The 15,114-nt window shown below is 49.2% G+C and carries 16 protein-coding genes; 14 read left to right on the forward strand and 2 right to left on the reverse strand.

The features are described 5' to 3' along the window. Together Q0460_RS08370 and folE are read right to left on the reverse strand one after the other, a co-directional pair. A partial coding sequence (locus Q0460_RS08370; RefSeq protein ID WP_299086317.1) for an aminotransferase class V-fold PLP-dependent enzyme occupies positions 1-504 on the reverse strand: 504 nt, incomplete at its 3' end. 111 nt (positions 505-615) lie between these two features. Then, entirely contained in the window at positions 616-1,200 is a 585-nt protein-coding gene (gene folE, locus Q0460_RS08375) for a GTP cyclohydrolase I FolE (protein WP_299086318.1), read from the reverse strand. Positions 1,201-1,388: 188 nt separating this feature from the next. On the opposite strand from folE, the gene Q0460_RS08380 reads away from it, so the two are divergent. The 14 genes from Q0460_RS08380 to Q0460_RS08445 all read left to right on the forward strand — a co-directional run bounded on the left by Q0460_RS08380 (position 1,389) and on the right by Q0460_RS08445 (position 15,107). Beyond that, positions 1,389-3,539, forward strand: a complete 2,151-nt coding sequence (locus tag Q0460_RS08380) for a TonB-dependent receptor (RefSeq protein ID WP_299086319.1) — start codon at positions 1,389-1,391, stop codon at positions 3,537-3,539. 157 nt (positions 3,540-3,696) lie between these two features. Beyond that, complete coding sequence (gene tig / locus Q0460_RS08385; protein ID WP_299086320.1) at positions 3,697-5,010, forward strand: trigger factor; 1,314 nt, start codon at positions 3,697-3,699, stop codon at positions 5,008-5,010. Next, the gene (gene clpP, locus Q0460_RS08390; protein ID WP_297918766.1) at positions 5,010-5,594 is read left to right on the forward strand and encodes an ATP-dependent Clp endopeptidase proteolytic subunit ClpP; all 585 of its coding nucleotides are present in this window, start codon (positions 5,010-5,012) and stop codon (positions 5,592-5,594) included. Before tig ends, clpP begins: the two co-directional genes overlap by 1 nt. Next, positions 5,595-6,113, forward strand: a complete 519-nt coding sequence (gene def / locus Q0460_RS08395) for a peptide deformylase (RefSeq protein WP_299086321.1) — start codon at positions 5,595-5,597, stop codon at positions 6,111-6,113. Beyond that, positions 6,110-7,627, forward strand: coding sequence for a YifB family Mg chelatase-like AAA ATPase (locus Q0460_RS08400; RefSeq protein WP_299086322.1), 1,518 nt, complete (start codon positions 6,110-6,112; stop codon positions 7,625-7,627). The genes def and Q0460_RS08400 overlap by 4 nt, the downstream gene beginning before the upstream one ends. Continuing rightward, a complete protein-coding gene (locus Q0460_RS08405) occupies positions 7,624-9,270 on the forward strand; it encodes an NAD(P)H-hydrate dehydratase (protein ID WP_299086323.1) in 1,647 nt (548 codons plus the stop codon). The genes Q0460_RS08400 and Q0460_RS08405 overlap by 4 nt, the downstream gene beginning before the upstream one ends. Continuing rightward, positions 9,261-9,833 (forward strand): phosphoribosylglycinamide formyltransferase, encoded by a 573-nt coding sequence (purN, locus tag Q0460_RS08410; RefSeq protein WP_299086324.1) that lies wholly within the window; start codon positions 9,261-9,263, stop codon positions 9,831-9,833. Before Q0460_RS08405 ends, purN begins: the two co-directional genes overlap by 10 nt. Positions 9,834-9,969: 136 nt before the next feature. Continuing rightward, the gene (locus Q0460_RS08415) at positions 9,970-11,010 is read left to right on the forward strand and encodes a DUF3137 domain-containing protein (RefSeq protein ID WP_299086325.1); all 1,041 of its coding nucleotides are present in this window, start codon (positions 9,970-9,972) and stop codon (positions 11,008-11,010) included. Between the two features lie 265 nt (positions 11,011-11,275). After that, the gene (locus tag Q0460_RS08420; protein ID WP_299086326.1) at positions 11,276-11,578 is read left to right on the forward strand and encodes a hypothetical protein; all 303 of its coding nucleotides are present in this window, start codon (positions 11,276-11,278) and stop codon (positions 11,576-11,578) included. Further along, entirely contained in the window at positions 11,575-12,177 is a 603-nt protein-coding gene (locus Q0460_RS08425) for a CDP-alcohol phosphatidyltransferase family protein (RefSeq protein WP_299086327.1), read from the forward strand. The genes Q0460_RS08420 and Q0460_RS08425 overlap by 4 nt, the downstream gene beginning before the upstream one ends. Positions 12,178-12,638: 461 nt before the next feature. Beyond that, positions 12,639-13,277: a 1-acyl-sn-glycerol-3-phosphate acyltransferase gene (locus Q0460_RS08430; RefSeq protein WP_299086328.1), complete on the forward strand. Its 639-nt coding sequence runs from the start codon at positions 12,639-12,641 to the stop codon at positions 13,275-13,277. Next, positions 13,258-13,614 carry a hypothetical protein gene (locus Q0460_RS08435; protein WP_299086329.1) on the forward strand — a complete coding sequence of 119 codons (357 nt, stop codon included), beginning with the start codon at positions 13,258-13,260 and terminating at the stop codon, positions 13,612-13,614. Before Q0460_RS08430 ends, Q0460_RS08435 begins: the two co-directional genes overlap by 20 nt. Before the next feature lies 1 nt (position 13,615). After that, positions 13,616-14,545, forward strand: coding sequence for a phosphatidate cytidylyltransferase (locus Q0460_RS08440; protein ID WP_299086330.1), 930 nt, complete (start codon positions 13,616-13,618; stop codon positions 14,543-14,545). Between the two features lie 7 nt (positions 14,546-14,552). After that, positions 14,553-15,107 (forward strand): DUF1287 domain-containing protein, encoded by a 555-nt coding sequence (locus tag Q0460_RS08445; protein WP_299086331.1) that lies wholly within the window; start codon positions 14,553-14,555, stop codon positions 15,105-15,107. The last annotated feature ends 7 nt before the right edge of the window (positions 15,108-15,114 follow it).

The raw sequence follows: 15,114 nt of genomic DNA on the forward strand, positions 1-15,114 counted from the left end.
ACGTGCGATCTGTTTAACGGGGAAGATCGTGCCGGTTTCGTTATTTGCCCACATCACGCTAACAAGTGCGGTTTTATCGTTAATTTTTTCGGCAAGCTCGTCAAGATCGATCTGTCCGTTTTTATCGACGCCGAGGCGAGTGATCTTTACGCCGCAAATTTTTTCTAAAAAAGCACAGGTCGCGCTGATTGCGGGGTGCTCGACGGAGCTTATGATGATATTATCCTTCTCGCCGGTTAGAATTTTATCGTAGTAAATTCCTTTTAAAACCCAGTTGTTGCTCTCGGTCGCACAGCTTGTGATGACGATATCGTCCGCATCCGCAGCGCCGAGTCCCGCATAGAGCCTATCCATCGCAGTTCTTAGCGCGGGATGAGTCTCACTACCGAAGCTGTGAAGGGAGTTTGGATTACCGTATTTATCGCAAAAAAACGGCTTCATCTCCTCAAAAACTTCGGGATCGACCATCGTAGTAGCGTTATTATCCAAATAAACGCGCTGCATAAAATTCCTTTCTAAAATTTGTCTGAAATTTAATCAGACAATTTCGCTCTTTTATCAATTTCGCACGATAATATAACATAATTGCTAAATTTTTCTTTAACGCTTGCCATTTTAAAAACCAAAAGTTTTCGGAGAATTTATTAGATCGAAAAATTCCTTGCGCGTGTCGTTTCGGCTGATAAAAAGCCCTCGCAGTGCCGACGTAGTCGTGGTCGAGTTGATCTTTTGCACGCCGCGCATCTCCATGCACATGTGTCGCGCCTGCAGCACCACGCCCACGCCGAGCGGATGGATTACCTCCTCGATGGCGCCTGCGATCTGCTCGGTAAGCTGCTCTTGGATCTGCAGCCTGCGCGCGAAAATATTTACCATACGCGGAATTTTGCTAAGCCCTACGACCTTCTTATTCGGGATATACGCAACATGCGCGCGCCCGATGATAGGCAGCAGATGGTGCTCGCAGAGGCTATAAAATTCTATATCTTTTATCAAAACCATCTCGTTGTTGCTGCTCTCAAACAGCGCGTCGTTTAAAATTTCTTTTGGATCCAGCTCGTAGCCGCTAGTTAGAAACTCATAGGCTTTAGCTACGCGCTCGGGCGTCTTTGCAAGCCCGTCGCGCTTCGGATCCTCACCTAAAATTTCAAGCATCTGCGACACGCAATTTTCAAATTTTACTCGGCTTTTTTCGTCCATTTTTAGCAATTCCTTAAAATTTCGATGCGCGATATTACTCAAAAACGCCTTTTATAACGCTGATAAATTTTAAAATTCCGCGCGAAATTTTATCAATCTCATTATGTTAATGATAATATATTTAAATTTAAGAAATTTTTGTTTAAAATCCGCCGTTTCGATAAGCTTTATCTACAAGGAGTTCGGTAATGAAATTTAAGATGAGTTTTGGTGCGGCTTTGGCGCTTTTTTCCTTTGCTTGCGCCGAACAAAACGCCGCGGCAAGCTCCGCCTCGGGCGAAAACCTAGGCGATATCGAGGTCGTAGAATGGGCGAATAACGACGACGGCTACCGTGCCGTACGCAGCGAGATCGGCAAGACAACTAAGAGAATTTTAGAAATTCCGCAGACCGTAAACGTCGTAACGCAGCAGCATCTAAAGGACAAAAAGCCAGAAACCTTAGCGGAATCGCTGCAAAACGTAAGCGGCATAAGCTATGCAAATACGACGGGAAATATTTTCGATGCGATCATCAAGCGTGGCTTCGGCGAGGGTCGCGACGGCTCGATTATGCGCAACGGCGTGCCGGGCGCCGTGATGCACAATTTCAACAAAACCATTCAATCCGTCGAGGTTCTAAAAGGGCCCGCGAGCATGCTCTACGGTGCGCAGCAACCGGGCGGCGTCATAAACATGGTAACCAAAAAGCCGCAGTATGAGTTTATAAATGAGCTTTGGGGCGGGCTGGGCAATCACAATTATTGGGACGCGGGATTTGATACTACAGGGCCGATTGTAGATAGCGGCTTTGCGTATAGATTTATATTCGATTACTACGCGAAGGATTATTGGCGAAATTTCGGCGGTATAAAAAACACGCTCTTTGCGCCGTCGCTTGCGTATCAAGGAGACGATTATTCGATAAGCTTAGGCTACACCCATAGCCGCTCTACCGATCCGGTGGATCGCGGCGCGTTTTTGGTGCCGAGTACGGGTAAAATTTACGGCAGCGGTAAAGTCCGCTTCGACGAGCCGGTGAATAAACTACAAAGCAAACTCGATACGGTTGATTTCGGCTTTGAGAAGGAATTTAGCGAGGATTGGATATTAAAAGGCGCCTATGCTTTCTCGCGCAGTAAGCACGAATACGGCTACGTCCGTCCGAACAATCCATTCACGCCCCAAGGCCTTACCGGCACGACGCGATCGTATAACTACTACGATAATTTCATACACCGCACGCACGCAGCAAGCGTCACACTAAACGGCAAATTTGAAACGGGCCCGCTTAAGCACGACGTCCTTTTCGGCACGGATTACAAAAACTACTACAGATACCGCCCGGGCGCGCTAAAAGGCACCGCTGGACGCATCAATATGCTTACCGGACAGACCGCTTCGGGCGCCGTCCTAACGAACGATAGAGAGCCAAAAATACAATATCAAAAGCTAAGAACGATCGGTCTTTACACCCAAGATAATATAAATTTAACCGACGAGTTGATACTTTCTTTGGGCGTGCGTAGGGAATTTTACGATCAAGTAGCCAAACAAAGCTGGCAAGGACCGAACAACACCGATCAGAAAAAGGCCGCTACGACCTATCAGGGCGGGCTTTTGTACCTGTTAAGTCCGCAGTGGTCGGTATATACTAACTACGCGCAAAGCTTCACGCCGCAGATGTCAATAGGCGAGGCGATAGGCGGCGATCTAAAGCCGGAGGAAGGCAAATCCGTGGAGCTCGGCACTAAATTTCAAAACGATCGAGTCACTGCGGGTGCGGCGGTGTTTAATATCGATAAAAGAAATATCCTGCGGACGGTAAATAATATAAGCGAGACGATCGGCAAGGCTCGCTCGCGAGGATTTGAACTCGATATAAACGGGCGCGTGACGCAGGGACTTAGCATGTCGGCGAGCTATGCATATACCAAAACGAGAGTGCGTGAGGACGACGGCGCTTTTGCGGTGCTAATCGGCAAACCGCTGGAAGCGACGCCGAAGCACCAAGCAAGCCTATTTGCCAACTACGATTTTGCGCATCTAGGCGCAAAGGGGCTTAGGCTTGGCGGCGGCGCGCGATACTTCGGCTCGTGGTACACCTACTATATGCGCACGAACCTACCGAGCGTGCCCGCAGGAACGGCGTTTAAGCTGCCTCACGCCGTAGTTTATGACGCTTTCGTGAGCTACGATACTAAAATTTCGGGCTATGATACGAATTTTTCGTTCAACGTCAAAAATTTGACCGACAAAAAATACTACACCTCATCCTCGACCGGCACGACCACGAGCGTGATACCTATTCAGATGGGCTACGCGCGGCAGTTTATGTTTAACGTATCGGTAAAATTTTAACCTCAAGCCCGCTTTAAATTTTAAGGCAGGCTTTTAAAATTTTGAAATTTTGATAAATACAAACCGCTTAGGCTCGGCAAATTTTAGGAATTTATACTTTAAATAAGAAATTTTTTGATATATTACGAGCTATTTTTAAATTTTCTAAAGGAATTTTATGGAAGTAAAAGCAAAAATGAAAGACGCCGCGAATGCGATCGCTGCGAGCAAGATCGAAGCAAAGCAGATCGCAGCCAAAGTAGAAGAGCTAGCCAAAAAGGCCTCCAAGCAACTAAGAATCGACGGATTCAGACAGGGCAAAGTGCCTACTGCAGTGGTTTTGAAGCGATACGGCAAGCAGCTTGAGGGCGATGCAAAGCAGGAACTTCTTAAAAATATGATCGATCAGTCTCTTAAAATTTTAAAGAAAAAACAAGATGAAATTTTATCTGAGCCGGTCTTTTCTAAATTTGACGAAAAAGAAGGCGATATAGAGGTCGAGATCGAAATTTCTTTCAGACCGGAAGTTAGCGTCGAGGGGTACGAGGAGCTAATTCCTAAATTTAGCAGCCCACGCGTTAGCCAAAAAGAGATCGATGAGAAAGTGACGGAATTTTTGCAGATGATCGCTCCGCTTTCTAAGACCAACAAAAAAATTCTAGCCAAAGACGATTTTGCAAAATTCGACTTCGAAGGCTTCGTGGACGGCAAGCCATTCGACGGCGGTAAGGCGCAGGACTATGTCCTTCAGATCGGCTCAAATCAATTTATCCCGGGCTTTGAAGACGGTATGATCGGACTTAGAGTGGGCGAGGAACGCGACGTAGCGGTTAAATTTCCGCAAGATTACGGCGCGAAAAGCTTAGCCGGCAAGGACGCGATTTTTAAAGTCAAGCTTCATGAAATTCAAGCTAAAAAACCTGCCAAAGAGCTCGGCGAGGAGGAGCTAAAGCAGGCGCTTCCGGGCGAGAAAGAGCCGAGCAAGGAGAAATTTGAAGCGCGCATCAAAGAGCGCATCAAAAACGATAAGCTTCAAAAGCTGATAAATGAGGATTTAAAGCCTAAATTTGCCGATGCGCTCGCCGAGAAATTTAACTTCGCGCTTCCAAAAGCGATCGTCGAGCAAGAGATTAATTTGCAGTTTAACAACGCTTGGAGCGGCTTTTCAAAAGAGCAGATCGAGGAATTTAAAAACAACAAAGACGCCCTTGATAAAAAGCGTGAAGAGTTTAGAAAGGCTGCCGAAAACAGCGTAAAACTTACATTCTTAATCGACGAGCTAGCCAAAAAACGCAATATCGACGTGAGCGATCAAGAGCTCGTCCAAGCAGTCTATATGGAGGCCTACACATACGGCGCCGATCCGAAGGAGCATCTAAATAGATACCGCAACAACGGCATGCTTCCCGCCGTCAAAATGGCGCTAATCGAGGAGAAGCTATTTAACGATATTTTCTCAAAGCAGGGCAAAAAAGAAGCGAAAGGCGAATAATGGTGATTCCTTACGTTATAGAGCAGACCGGCCGCGGAGAGCGCAGCTACGACATCTACTCAAGGCTGCTAAAAGACCGTATCGTAATGCTTAGCGGCGAGATCGACGACGCGGTGGCAAGCTCGATCGTCGCGCAGCTTCTGTTTTTAGAGGCGGAGGATCCGGATAAGGATATATATCTATACATCAACTCCCCGGGCGGCGTGGTTACGAGCGGATTTAGCATTTATGACACGATGAATTACATCAAACCAGACGTGAGCACGATCTGTATCGGTCAAGCAGCGTCGATGGGAGCGTTTTTGCTAAGCTGCGGCGCCAAAGGTAAGCGCTACGCGCTTCCAAACTCGCGCATAATGATTCACCAGCCCCTCGGCGGCGCGCAGGGCCAAGCTACCGACATCGAGATCCAAGCTAAAGAAATTTTACGAATGAAAGAAATTTTAAATAACATCCTTTCGCAAAATTCCGGCAAAGATCTCGCGCAGGTCGAAAAGGACACCGATCGCGACTTTTTTATGAGCGCCGAGGATGCCGTACAATACGGACTGATCGATCAAGTACTTCAAAAGAGCTTTAAATAGATGATCCTGGACGTCCTTACCTATCCGAATAAAAAGCTTTATCAAAGATCGACCGAGGTCGTGAAATTCGACGCGGCGCTGGGCAAGCTTTTGGACGATATGTATGAGACGATGATCGCAAAAAACGGCATAGGCCTTGCCGCCATCCAGGTAGGCAAGCCCGTGCGCGCTTTGATTATAAATTTAGCCAATGAGGAAAAAATCCAAGACAAAAAGGACCTCATCGAAATCATCAATCCGCAAATTTTAAAAAAGGAAGGCGAGGTCGTTTACCAGGAGGGCTGCTTGTCGGTGCCGGGCTTTTACGAGGACGTCACGCGCGCCGAGTTTATCACGGTGCAGTTTCAAGACCGCGCCGGCAATACCCAGCAAATGGACGCTAGCGAGCTGCTAGCCGTCTGTATCCAGCACGAGATGGACCACCTCGACGGACATCTTTTCATCGAGCGCATCGGATACAACAAACGCAAAAAATTTGATAAAGAATTCAAAAAAAGCCTAAAAGAAAAATCGAAATGAAATCCCTAAAATGCGCTGCCTTCACGGATGCTCTGATCCCCGTAGAGGTCGAGTCGACATTCGTGCGGGGGCTGCCGGGATTTAATATCGTCGGTCTTGCGGGAGCTACGATAAAAGAGAGCGAAAGCCGCGTAAAAGCGGCGCTTGTGAGTCTAAATTTTAAATTTCCCGCATCCAAAATCATCATAAATCTCTCCCCCTCCGACACGCCCAAAAACGGCTCGCACTTCGATCTTGCGATCGCGCTTCTCATCGCGCTGCAAAAAGAGCGCATTGACGGCGATTTCTTCGTCTTCGGCGAGCTCGGTTTAGACGGCAGCTTAAAGAGCACGGCGAGCCTCTTTTCGATCCTGCTTTTTTTAAGCACAAAGGTGAAGCGCGCTAAAATTTTAGTGCCGCAAAGCATCGCTCTAAAGGCCTGCACGATCCCAAACTACGACGTGTATGCGGTGGATAGCCTAAGCGACGCGGTCAGATTTTTTTTAGACGAGGAATTCGCCGCAAGCAGGCTCATGCGAGAAACCCATCCGCTTTTTAAAAACATCGTGGAGATTGACGGGCAAGCTTACGTTCCCAACCGCGATTTTTCGCTTGATTTCAAAGACGTCAAAGGGCAAAAGCGCGCCAAGCGCGCGAGCCTGATCGCCGCGTGCGGCATGCACAACATCCTCTTTGAGGGCAGCCCGGGATGTGGCAAAAGCATGTGCGCCAAGCGGATAGCCAGAATTCTGCCTCCGCAGAGCCTAGGCGAAGTGCTGCTCTCGTGCGCCTACGAGTCGCTAAATAACAAAGATGTCGATTTTAGCGCGCTGCGCCCCTTCCGCTCGCCGCACCACACCAGCACGCGCAGCTCCATTTTCGGCGGCGGCAGTAGCGGAGCAAAGATCGGCGAGGTCGCGCTCGCAAACGGCGGCGAGCTATTTTTCGACGAGCTGCCGCACTTCGGCAAGCAAATTTTAGAAAGCCTGCGCGAGCCACTGGAGGATAATAAAATTTTGATTTCGCGCGTAAATTCCAAGGTCGAATACCAAACGAAATTTATCTTCGTAGCGGCGCAAAACCCCTGCCCGTGCGGAAATTTATTCTCCAAAAACCTCACCTGCACCTGCTCGCTAAACGACATCAGGCGCTACAAAAACACGATCTCCGCGCCACTGCTCGATCGCATCGACATATACGTCGCGATGGACGAGACCGGCGCGGACGACAAGAGCGACGTTTGCAGCGAGGAGATGGCAGATGCGGTGTTGCGGGCGTTTCGCGTGCAAAAGGCTCGCGGACAGAGCGAGCTAAACGCAAAGCTACGCGACGAAGAGACTGAAAAATTTTGCGTCTGCGAAAGTGCGGCGCGGGATGTTTTGCAAACCGCGATCACCCGCTACGATCTTTCGCAGCGCGGCGTGAATAAGACGCTAAAGCTCGCGCGCACGATCGCCGATCTAGCAGGCGCCGAGATCATCGCCAAGGCGCATATTTTGGAGGCTCTTAGCTTTCGCATAAGGAGCGAAATTTGAAAAAAATTTTCTTTAGCACCGAGGAACTCGACGCGCGAGCAAGCGCGAAATTTGGACTGAGTGAGCAAATTTTAATGGAAAACGCCGCAGGCAGGATCGAGCGCGAGATCAGAAAGCGGCTCAAAAAGGGTTCGCGCGTTTTAGCGCTTTGCGGCGGCGGAAATAACGGCGCGGACGCGATGGCGGCGCTGCGAAAGCTAAGCGGCGATTTTAGCTGCACGGCGCTTTGCGTGCTTCAAAACAGAAGCGCGGCGGGTAAATTTCAAGCGGAAGCGGCGCGGGCTGTGGGCGTTAGGCTTATCAATATTTCTAGCGCAAAAGACGCTTACGGGCACACAGGCAGAACATCTAGTAAAAATATTTGCGCGCATGAAAGCGCGGACGGCTCCTCTTCAAAGAGTGCTGGCGCGAGCGAGCCGCGGGGCGAGCGCGAAAGCCTAAGCGGCGCGGACATTTCTTGTGACGGCGATAAATTAAGCACGAAATTTGCGGGCGCTAAATTTGAGATCGCGGCGCGCGGCGGCGAGTGCGGCAACCTAGGCAGCGAATGCGGCGAGCCGAGCGTCCTGCACGATGAGGTTACAAGCGCAGACTGCATAATCGACGGAATTTTCGGCAGCGGTTTAAACAAAGCCTTAAGCTCTGAAATTTGTGAAATTTTATCTCTCGCAAACAGCGCAAAATCCCTAAAAATCGCAGTCGATATCCCAAGCGGCATCGACAAGAACGGGCGCATTTTAGGCGGTGCATTTTGCGCGGATCTGACGATCGCGATGGGAGCGCTGAAGCTCGCGCTGTTTTCGGATGCGGCGAAGGATCAGGTAGGGCGGATCAAGGTCGCAAATCTTGGAATTTCGCGCCAAAATTTTGAAGAGCGGAGCGAATATTTTCTACTTCAAAAAAGCGATCTGAAGCTGCCGCTACGCAGGAAGCAAAACACTAACAAGGGCGATTTCGGGCACACCTACGTCGTAAGCGGGCAGATGAGCGGAGCGGCGCAGATGGCGGCTCTGGCGGCTCACGCGATCGGCAGCGGGCTCGTTAGCGTCGTTGGTGAGGGACCGTTAAATCTAAGCCCGATTTTGATGCAAAAAAGCTCATTCGATGCCGCGCGGGTCGTAGTCTGCGGCTGCGGGCTGGGGGAGCGAAAGATCGATCTTGCCGCGCTGCGGGGCAAAAGCTGCGTCATCGACGCCGATCTGTGCTACGAGCGTGAAATTTTAAGCCTGCTAAACGCCAATTCAAATTTAATCCTAACGCCCCATCCGAAGGAGTTTTGCTCGCTTTTAAAGATCGCGGGTATCGCAGATCTTAGCGTGAGCGAGCTGCAAGAGCGCCGCTTTGAGCTTGCGCGGGCGTGGAGCGAGAAATTTAGCGGCGTACTCGTGCTAAAGGGCGCAAACACGCTCATCGCGCAGGCAGGCATCATCTACGTCTGCGACAAAGGTAGCGCCGCGCTCGCAAAGGGCGGCAGCGGCGACGTGCTCGCAGGACTCATCGGCGGGCTGCTCGCTCAAAGCTACTCGCCTCTGCAAGCCTCAATCTGCGGCGTCCTAGCCCACGCACTCGCCGCGCGAGCCTTCGCCAAAAATTCCTACGCGCTAAATCCGCTCGATCTCATCGAGGAGGTAAAATGGTTGTGAAAAAGCTCGCCGTACTTTTTAGCGGCAGCGGCTCAAATTTGGAGGCTATTTTGCAGAAGCTGCACGGCAAGGTTTTTGGGGGTACTAAAATCGAAGTCGTGCTAACGCTAAGCAACAAAGCGGACGCGGGAGGCATAGCAAAGGCCGAAAAATTCGGACTTCAAAGCGTGATCCTAAATCACAAAGATTTTGCTAGCCGCGAGGAATTCGACGCCGCCCTCGTGCGCGAGATCGAAAAAAGCGGCGCGGAGCTTACGGTGCTTGCGGGCTTTATGCGCATCCTCACACCAGTTTTTACGAGCAGGGTTCGCGCGATAAATTTGCATCCGTCGCTGCTGCCCCTTTTTAAGGGCGCGCACGCGATTAAGCAGAGCTTTGAAAGCGATATGAAGGTGGGCGGCGTGAGCGTGCACTGGGTCAGTGAGGAGCTTGACGGCGGCGCGATCATCGCTCAGCGCGCGTTTGAAAAGAGTGCGGGCATGAGCCTTGAAGCTTACGAAGCCAAAATCCACGAGATCGAACATGAGCTATTGCCGCAGGTGATCGTAGAAATTTTGTGTTAAAGCTAAATTTAGCGCAGAAATTCACGCTAAATTTAAAGAGCGGATTTTGTAAATTTTAAAGCTTAGTCTTTTAAATTTAGGAGCGGATTCGAACCTAAATTTTAAAATTTGCTTCGATAAATTTAGAAAGAGAAAGATGACCGCAAACGAACTGGAAAAACTAAGGCTCGGTATCCTGGATGAGGCGGAGCAGCACAAAGGTGCGGCGTTTTCGATAATAGTACTAGCAGTGCTGGCCTCGGCGCTGTGGCTATTTTTCAATTTTAGAGATCAAAATGCAGCAATGGGCCTCTGCTGGATTATAGTGGCATTTAGCTGCGGCAGTATCTCTTATAGAGTAGTGAATAAAGATGCAAATATAGTGCGCGCATTTATCTTTTGCATCTTGCTGGGGATACTTGCCAAAGGCGTAGAAATATGCAAGAATGATGCCTTACGCTTCGTCATCGCACTCGTAACCATCTGCCTTTCGTTATTTAATATCGCGGGTGCCGCGCTGGAGCGGATCAAATATAATAGATCCAAAAAATTCGTCCGCGCCTTTAAACACCAATATATCGCGCCCTATATCGCAAGCCTAGGCTACCGCTATGAAATTTCAGGCTCGTTTCGACCGGCGTATCTGCGCGCGAGCGGTCTATTTGTGGACGGCATAAGCTATTTCGATTGCGAAGATAAAATTTCCGGCGTTTATGACGGAGTATTTTTCAGCTTTGCGGATGTTTGCGTGACTCATACTGACGAACGACGTAGCAGCAGGGGGATCTTTTTCTACGCAGAATTTAAAAAGCGCGTAAACTCGGTGGCGGTGATCCTGCCTTCGCTCAGCGCGAGGCCAACACTCGGCGGACTTAAGAAGATCGCGATGGACGATAGCGAGTTTAGCTCCGCATTTAGCGTATATAGCGCCGATGCGGTGTCTGCAATGTATGCCCTCACACCCGCCTTTATGCGGCGCTTGCTTCGCTTTAGAAGCGGTGCCGGCGGACCGATCAGTTTAAGCTTTTCCGGTAGAAACGTCTATATTTTCATCCGCACGGGATACGATAGTTTCGAGCCTAGCGTGGATCGCAGCGTATTTGGTTTTGATCCCGCCGCGTCTATCAAGCACGAGCTTCTATTCTTTCTCTCCATCGTAAAAAGTCTGAAATTAAACGAAAATATCTGGCAGGATTAAATTCTAAAATTTGACCTTAAATCCGCAAATACGGAGGCTTTGCGCCGCCGCGGAATTTTAAAATTTAAAAGTACTATTCCCGGCTCGGCGCCGCTATGATTTAGAATTTTCGCGACAAGGTTTTGTGGACTTTGCCGCAAGGCCTATTGCATTTGCGGCGGAGAGCGAAGTTTGAAATCTATCGCGATGAAATCCCATACGATTTATAAATTTTTGCGGCCCGCATAGAGGGATTGAGCACTTCTCCGTACCGAATTGAGCGAAGATGGATACTGATATGGCGATGATTGCACCGTACGCTTTCCATAATGGAGATTATCACGCTGCCTATCATCGTGCCGCAAACGCTACTTTTACCGTCGCGAGCCTGCGCCAAAAAAAGTTGAGTGCCATCGCGGCAATGATAGAAGAGATAATTTACTCATATTTTCATCGTTCATTTCGCCATTCTAATGCTTTTAAAAATCGACGATTAAAAAAGCTCATACAAAAGCCAGCTACACATTTAATCTGCCTCCAAGCATTTTTAAGCGACAATACGAAAATCAAATTTTCGGAGTCTTCATGACGATTTACGAGTTAAAGCCCAAATTTCAAAATTTACTTCGTCCGTTAGTAAGACGCCTTTACGGCGCGGGCGTCAGCGCAAATCAAGTCACGATCGCAGCCTGCGTCATTTCCGTTCTACTGGGCGGACTTCTGATAAAATTTGCCGAAGTTTCGACGCTATTCTTTCTGCTGCCCGTTTGGATGTTTTTGCGTATGGCGCTAAATGCCATCGACGGCATGCTGGCTCGCGAGTTTAATCAAAAAAGTCCGCTGGGCGGCTACCTAAACGAAGCTACGGATGTTATCTCGGACGCCGCGCTTTATTTGCCGTTTGCCTTCGTGGCGCCGTTTGACTGGGGCGTTATCGCGCTCGTTATCTTTCTATCTTTTATGAGTGAGTTTTTGGGCGTCCTAGGGCAGGTGCACGGTTGCGGCAGGCGATACGACGGGCCTATGGGCAAGAGCGACCGAGCGTTTTTATTCGGGCTTATAGCTACCATCTACGCGCTGCTAGGACAGCTGCCCCAGTGGAGCGTCTGGGTGCTTTACGTAGCAGCGTTTTTGCTTACGATAACCTGCGTAAATCGCGTGAGGATGGGGCTAAAAAGCGGGGAATAGGGCGCCTCGGACGAGGATAAATTTAATAGCTATCTCCAAAATCGACGCAAGGTAACGCCTAAATTTGATATAATTGCAAAAGTTTTAAGCTCGCCTCGACGCGGGCACGCAATCGTTATAAATTTGAGCTTGTTTAAATTTACGAGATTTTTTGAGGCAAGAATAAAATATCGCGACGAATTTGTCCGCTTAATTTAGACATTTTAAAGGCGCTAGGCGCACAAAACGCACTTGGTTAATTTCGAGTATTTTATCAAAGTCGGTGAAATCAAAGGCAAGTAGTAAAAGCGGCAAATTGCAGGTATTACTTAAACCGTATTGGCTTTAATCGCCTTAAATTTATGTATAAAACACTCGTTTTCGGCGAGGCGGGCAAGAAACTCATTTGCCGCACGCAACGGCAAAATTGAAGGCGCCGCAAAAAGCGAATTTTAAAAGCAAAAGAGTAAAAAGGATACAAGATGAAAAATTTTTTAGCCGCAGCGCTTGATTTTATCCTTTGCCGCATCACGATATTTATCACAGGCGTACGGCCGCCGCAGGAGCTTTTAAACATCGGCGACGGCACTAAAATTTACTACGCAAACCACGCTAGCCACGGCGATTTTTTGCTGATTTTCGTCTCGCTGCCTTACCGCGTGAGAAAGCGCGTGCGCCCCGTCGCGGCGGCGGAGTACTGGGAGAGCGGGCGGGTGCGCAGATTTCTTGCTAAAAACGTATTTAATATGGTGCTAATCAGCCGTCATAAAGATCCGTTAGAGGCGCTAACGCAAATGAGCGAAGCGCTGCAGGCACACTCTCTCATCATCTTTCCGGAAGGCACGCGCAAGATGGACGACGATCTCGCGCTACAGCCGTTTAAAAGCGGGATATTTCGCCTGGCGCAGCAGTGTCCTGACATCCCGCTCGTGCCCGTATGGATCAAAAATGCGCGCAACGTCCTGCCCAAGGGCTTTATGATACCCATCCCGCTGCTTTGCGAGCTGATAGTGGGCGAGGAGATAACCTACGGCGGCGAGGGCAAGGGCGAGTTTTTACAAAAGGCGCAGGACGCGCTGCTAGCTATGAGCGATATGCAAAATGATAGAACGAAAGCCTAGCGAGGCGACTTTGGCCAGAGCTGTAAATTTGAGCCCTGTAAATTCGCCACGCAAGACGGGAAAATTTGCGACCGATTTTTACGGCAAATTTGACGGCGAGCTTTCTAAAACGGCGGCTAAAAGCGTCAAATTTAAAAACAAAGCCCAAACCAAAACGCTTGCCTCGCCGCAAATCAAATTTGATCCAAGCGCGAGCCCAAAGCGCAAGCTTTTTTCGCTAACAAATTTAATCAAGCAAACTACCTGCAAGGCAAACCAAACGCGCGTAAATTTGACTAGCTCGGAGCGCTCCGAAACATACGTCGATTTAGCTTTAAATTTAACCAAAAGGCACTAAAATGAACCCGCAAAATCATATATTAAATCTATTTTTAGGACTCATCGCGGTGCTAGTCGTCTCTAGCGCCATTGCATTTATGCTAAAGGCGAAATTCGGCGCCCAGAACAAAACCGTCTCAAATTTGACCTCGCGCATAAACGCCTGGTGGGCGATGATTTTGGTGATTTTTGCGTTTACGTATATGGGCAAAAACGCCGTGATATTTTTATTTTTGCTCGTATCTTTTGCCGCATTGCGCGAGTTTTTGTCGCTCATCTACATCCGCAGGGGCGATCACATCGCGCTCGTGGCGTGCTTTTACGTGATTTTGCCCGCGCAGTATATTTTTATCTATGCTGATTGGTACGCGATGGCGATGATATTTATCCCGGTTTACGGATTTTTATTTTTGCCGATTTTGGCGGCTATTTGCGGCGATGCGGCGTATTTTTTAGAGCGCTCGACGAAGATCCAGTGGGCGCTGATGATCTGCGTGTTTTGTATCTCGCATATCCCCGCGCTTCTTTTGCTGGATCTTGAGCGCGGTAGCAGCATGGAGCTAATGCTATTTTTGATCATAGTCGTGCAGTCTAGCGACGTGCTGCAGTACGTCTGGGGCAAGCTTTTTGGCAAGCGCAAGATCGCGCCTAGCATCAGTCCGTCTAAGACCGTGGTCGGCTTTGCGGGAGGGGTTCTTAGCGCTAGCGCGCTGGCTGCGTGCCTGCATCATCTCACGCCCTTTGGCGCGGTGGGGGCGTTTTTCATCGGGCTTGCCGTTTGTATGATGGGCTTTTTAGGAGGTCTCGTTATGTCTGCGATCAAGCGCGATCTGGGCGTCAAGGACTGGGGTTATATGATCAGCGGGCACGGCGGGATGCTTGACCGTATGGACTCGCTGTGCTTTGCGGCGCCGATATTTTTTCACATAGTTAGATATTTTTACGCGTGAGGTTTTGATGAAAATTTGGAGCAAAATTTTACTTTTAGCGCTGACAGCAAATTTTGCATTTGCATTTTCGGCCGAAAAACTCGTGCAAGACGCTAGAGCGCAGGTTGGACGGACGCTGTTTTACGATCCTTCGTACGAGAGGCTAGCCTATCCGATGGGCGACGTGGATATGATGAAGGGCGTTTGCACCGACGTCGTAGTTAGGGTGCTACGCGGGCAGGATATCGATCTGCAGCGGCTCATCCACGAGGACATGAGCGCAAATTTTAGCGCCTATCCAAAAAACTGGGGCGCGAAAAAGACCGACAAAAATATCGATCATCGCCGCGTGCCAAACATCGCGACCTATTTAAAACGCAAGGATTACGAGACGAAGGGCGAGTTTAAAGCAGGCGATATCGTGACGTGGCGGCTGGATAACGGCAGGCCGCACATCGGCATAGTTTCGGATAAATTTGCTGCCGGCAAAACCCCGCTCGTGATCCATAATATCGGGCTTGGCGTGCAGGAAGAGGACGTGCTAAATGTTTACGAGATAACGGGGCACTTTAGGATAAAATAAGTAGAAA

It is taken from the genome of uncultured Campylobacter sp. (genome assembly GCF_937980635.1).
GTDB lineage: Bacteria > Campylobacterota > Campylobacteria > Campylobacterales > Campylobacteraceae > Campylobacter_B.

Coding starts and splice junctions, on each gene's coding strand:
- folE (WP_299086318.1), bottom strand. CDS start 1,200: ATGGACGAAAAAAGCCGAGTAAAATTTGAAAATTGCGTGTCGCAGATG.
- Q0460_RS08380 (WP_299086319.1), top strand. CDS start 1,389: ATGAAATTTAAGATGAGTTTTGGTGCGGCTTTGGCGCTTTTTTCCTTT.
- tig (WP_299086320.1), top strand. CDS start 3,697: ATGGAAGTAAAAGCAAAAATGAAAGACGCCGCGAATGCGATCGCTGCG.
- clpP (WP_297918766.1), top strand. CDS start 5,010: ATGGTGATTCCTTACGTTATAGAGCAGACCGGCCGCGGAGAGCGCAGC.
- def (WP_299086321.1), top strand. CDS start 5,595: ATGATCCTGGACGTCCTTACCTATCCGAATAAAAAGCTTTATCAAAGA.
- Q0460_RS08400 (WP_299086322.1), top strand. CDS start 6,110: ATGAAATCCCTAAAATGCGCTGCCTTCACGGATGCTCTGATCCCCGTA.
- purN (WP_299086324.1), top strand. CDS start 9,261: ATGGTTGTGAAAAAGCTCGCCGTACTTTTTAGCGGCAGCGGCTCAAAT.
- Q0460_RS08415 (WP_299086325.1), top strand. CDS start 9,970: ATGACCGCAAACGAACTGGAAAAACTAAGGCTCGGTATCCTGGATGAG.
- Q0460_RS08420 (WP_299086326.1), top strand. CDS start 11,276: ATGGATACTGATATGGCGATGATTGCACCGTACGCTTTCCATAATGGA.
- Q0460_RS08425 (WP_299086327.1), top strand. CDS start 11,575: ATGACGATTTACGAGTTAAAGCCCAAATTTCAAAATTTACTTCGTCCG.
- Q0460_RS08430 (WP_299086328.1), top strand. CDS start 12,639: ATGAAAAATTTTTTAGCCGCAGCGCTTGATTTTATCCTTTGCCGCATC.
- Q0460_RS08435 (WP_299086329.1), top strand. CDS start 13,258: ATGATAGAACGAAAGCCTAGCGAGGCGACTTTGGCCAGAGCTGTAAAT.
- Q0460_RS08440 (WP_299086330.1), top strand. CDS start 13,616: ATGAACCCGCAAAATCATATATTAAATCTATTTTTAGGACTCATCGCG.
- Q0460_RS08445 (WP_299086331.1), top strand. CDS start 14,553: ATGAAAATTTGGAGCAAAATTTTACTTTTAGCGCTGACAGCAAATTTT.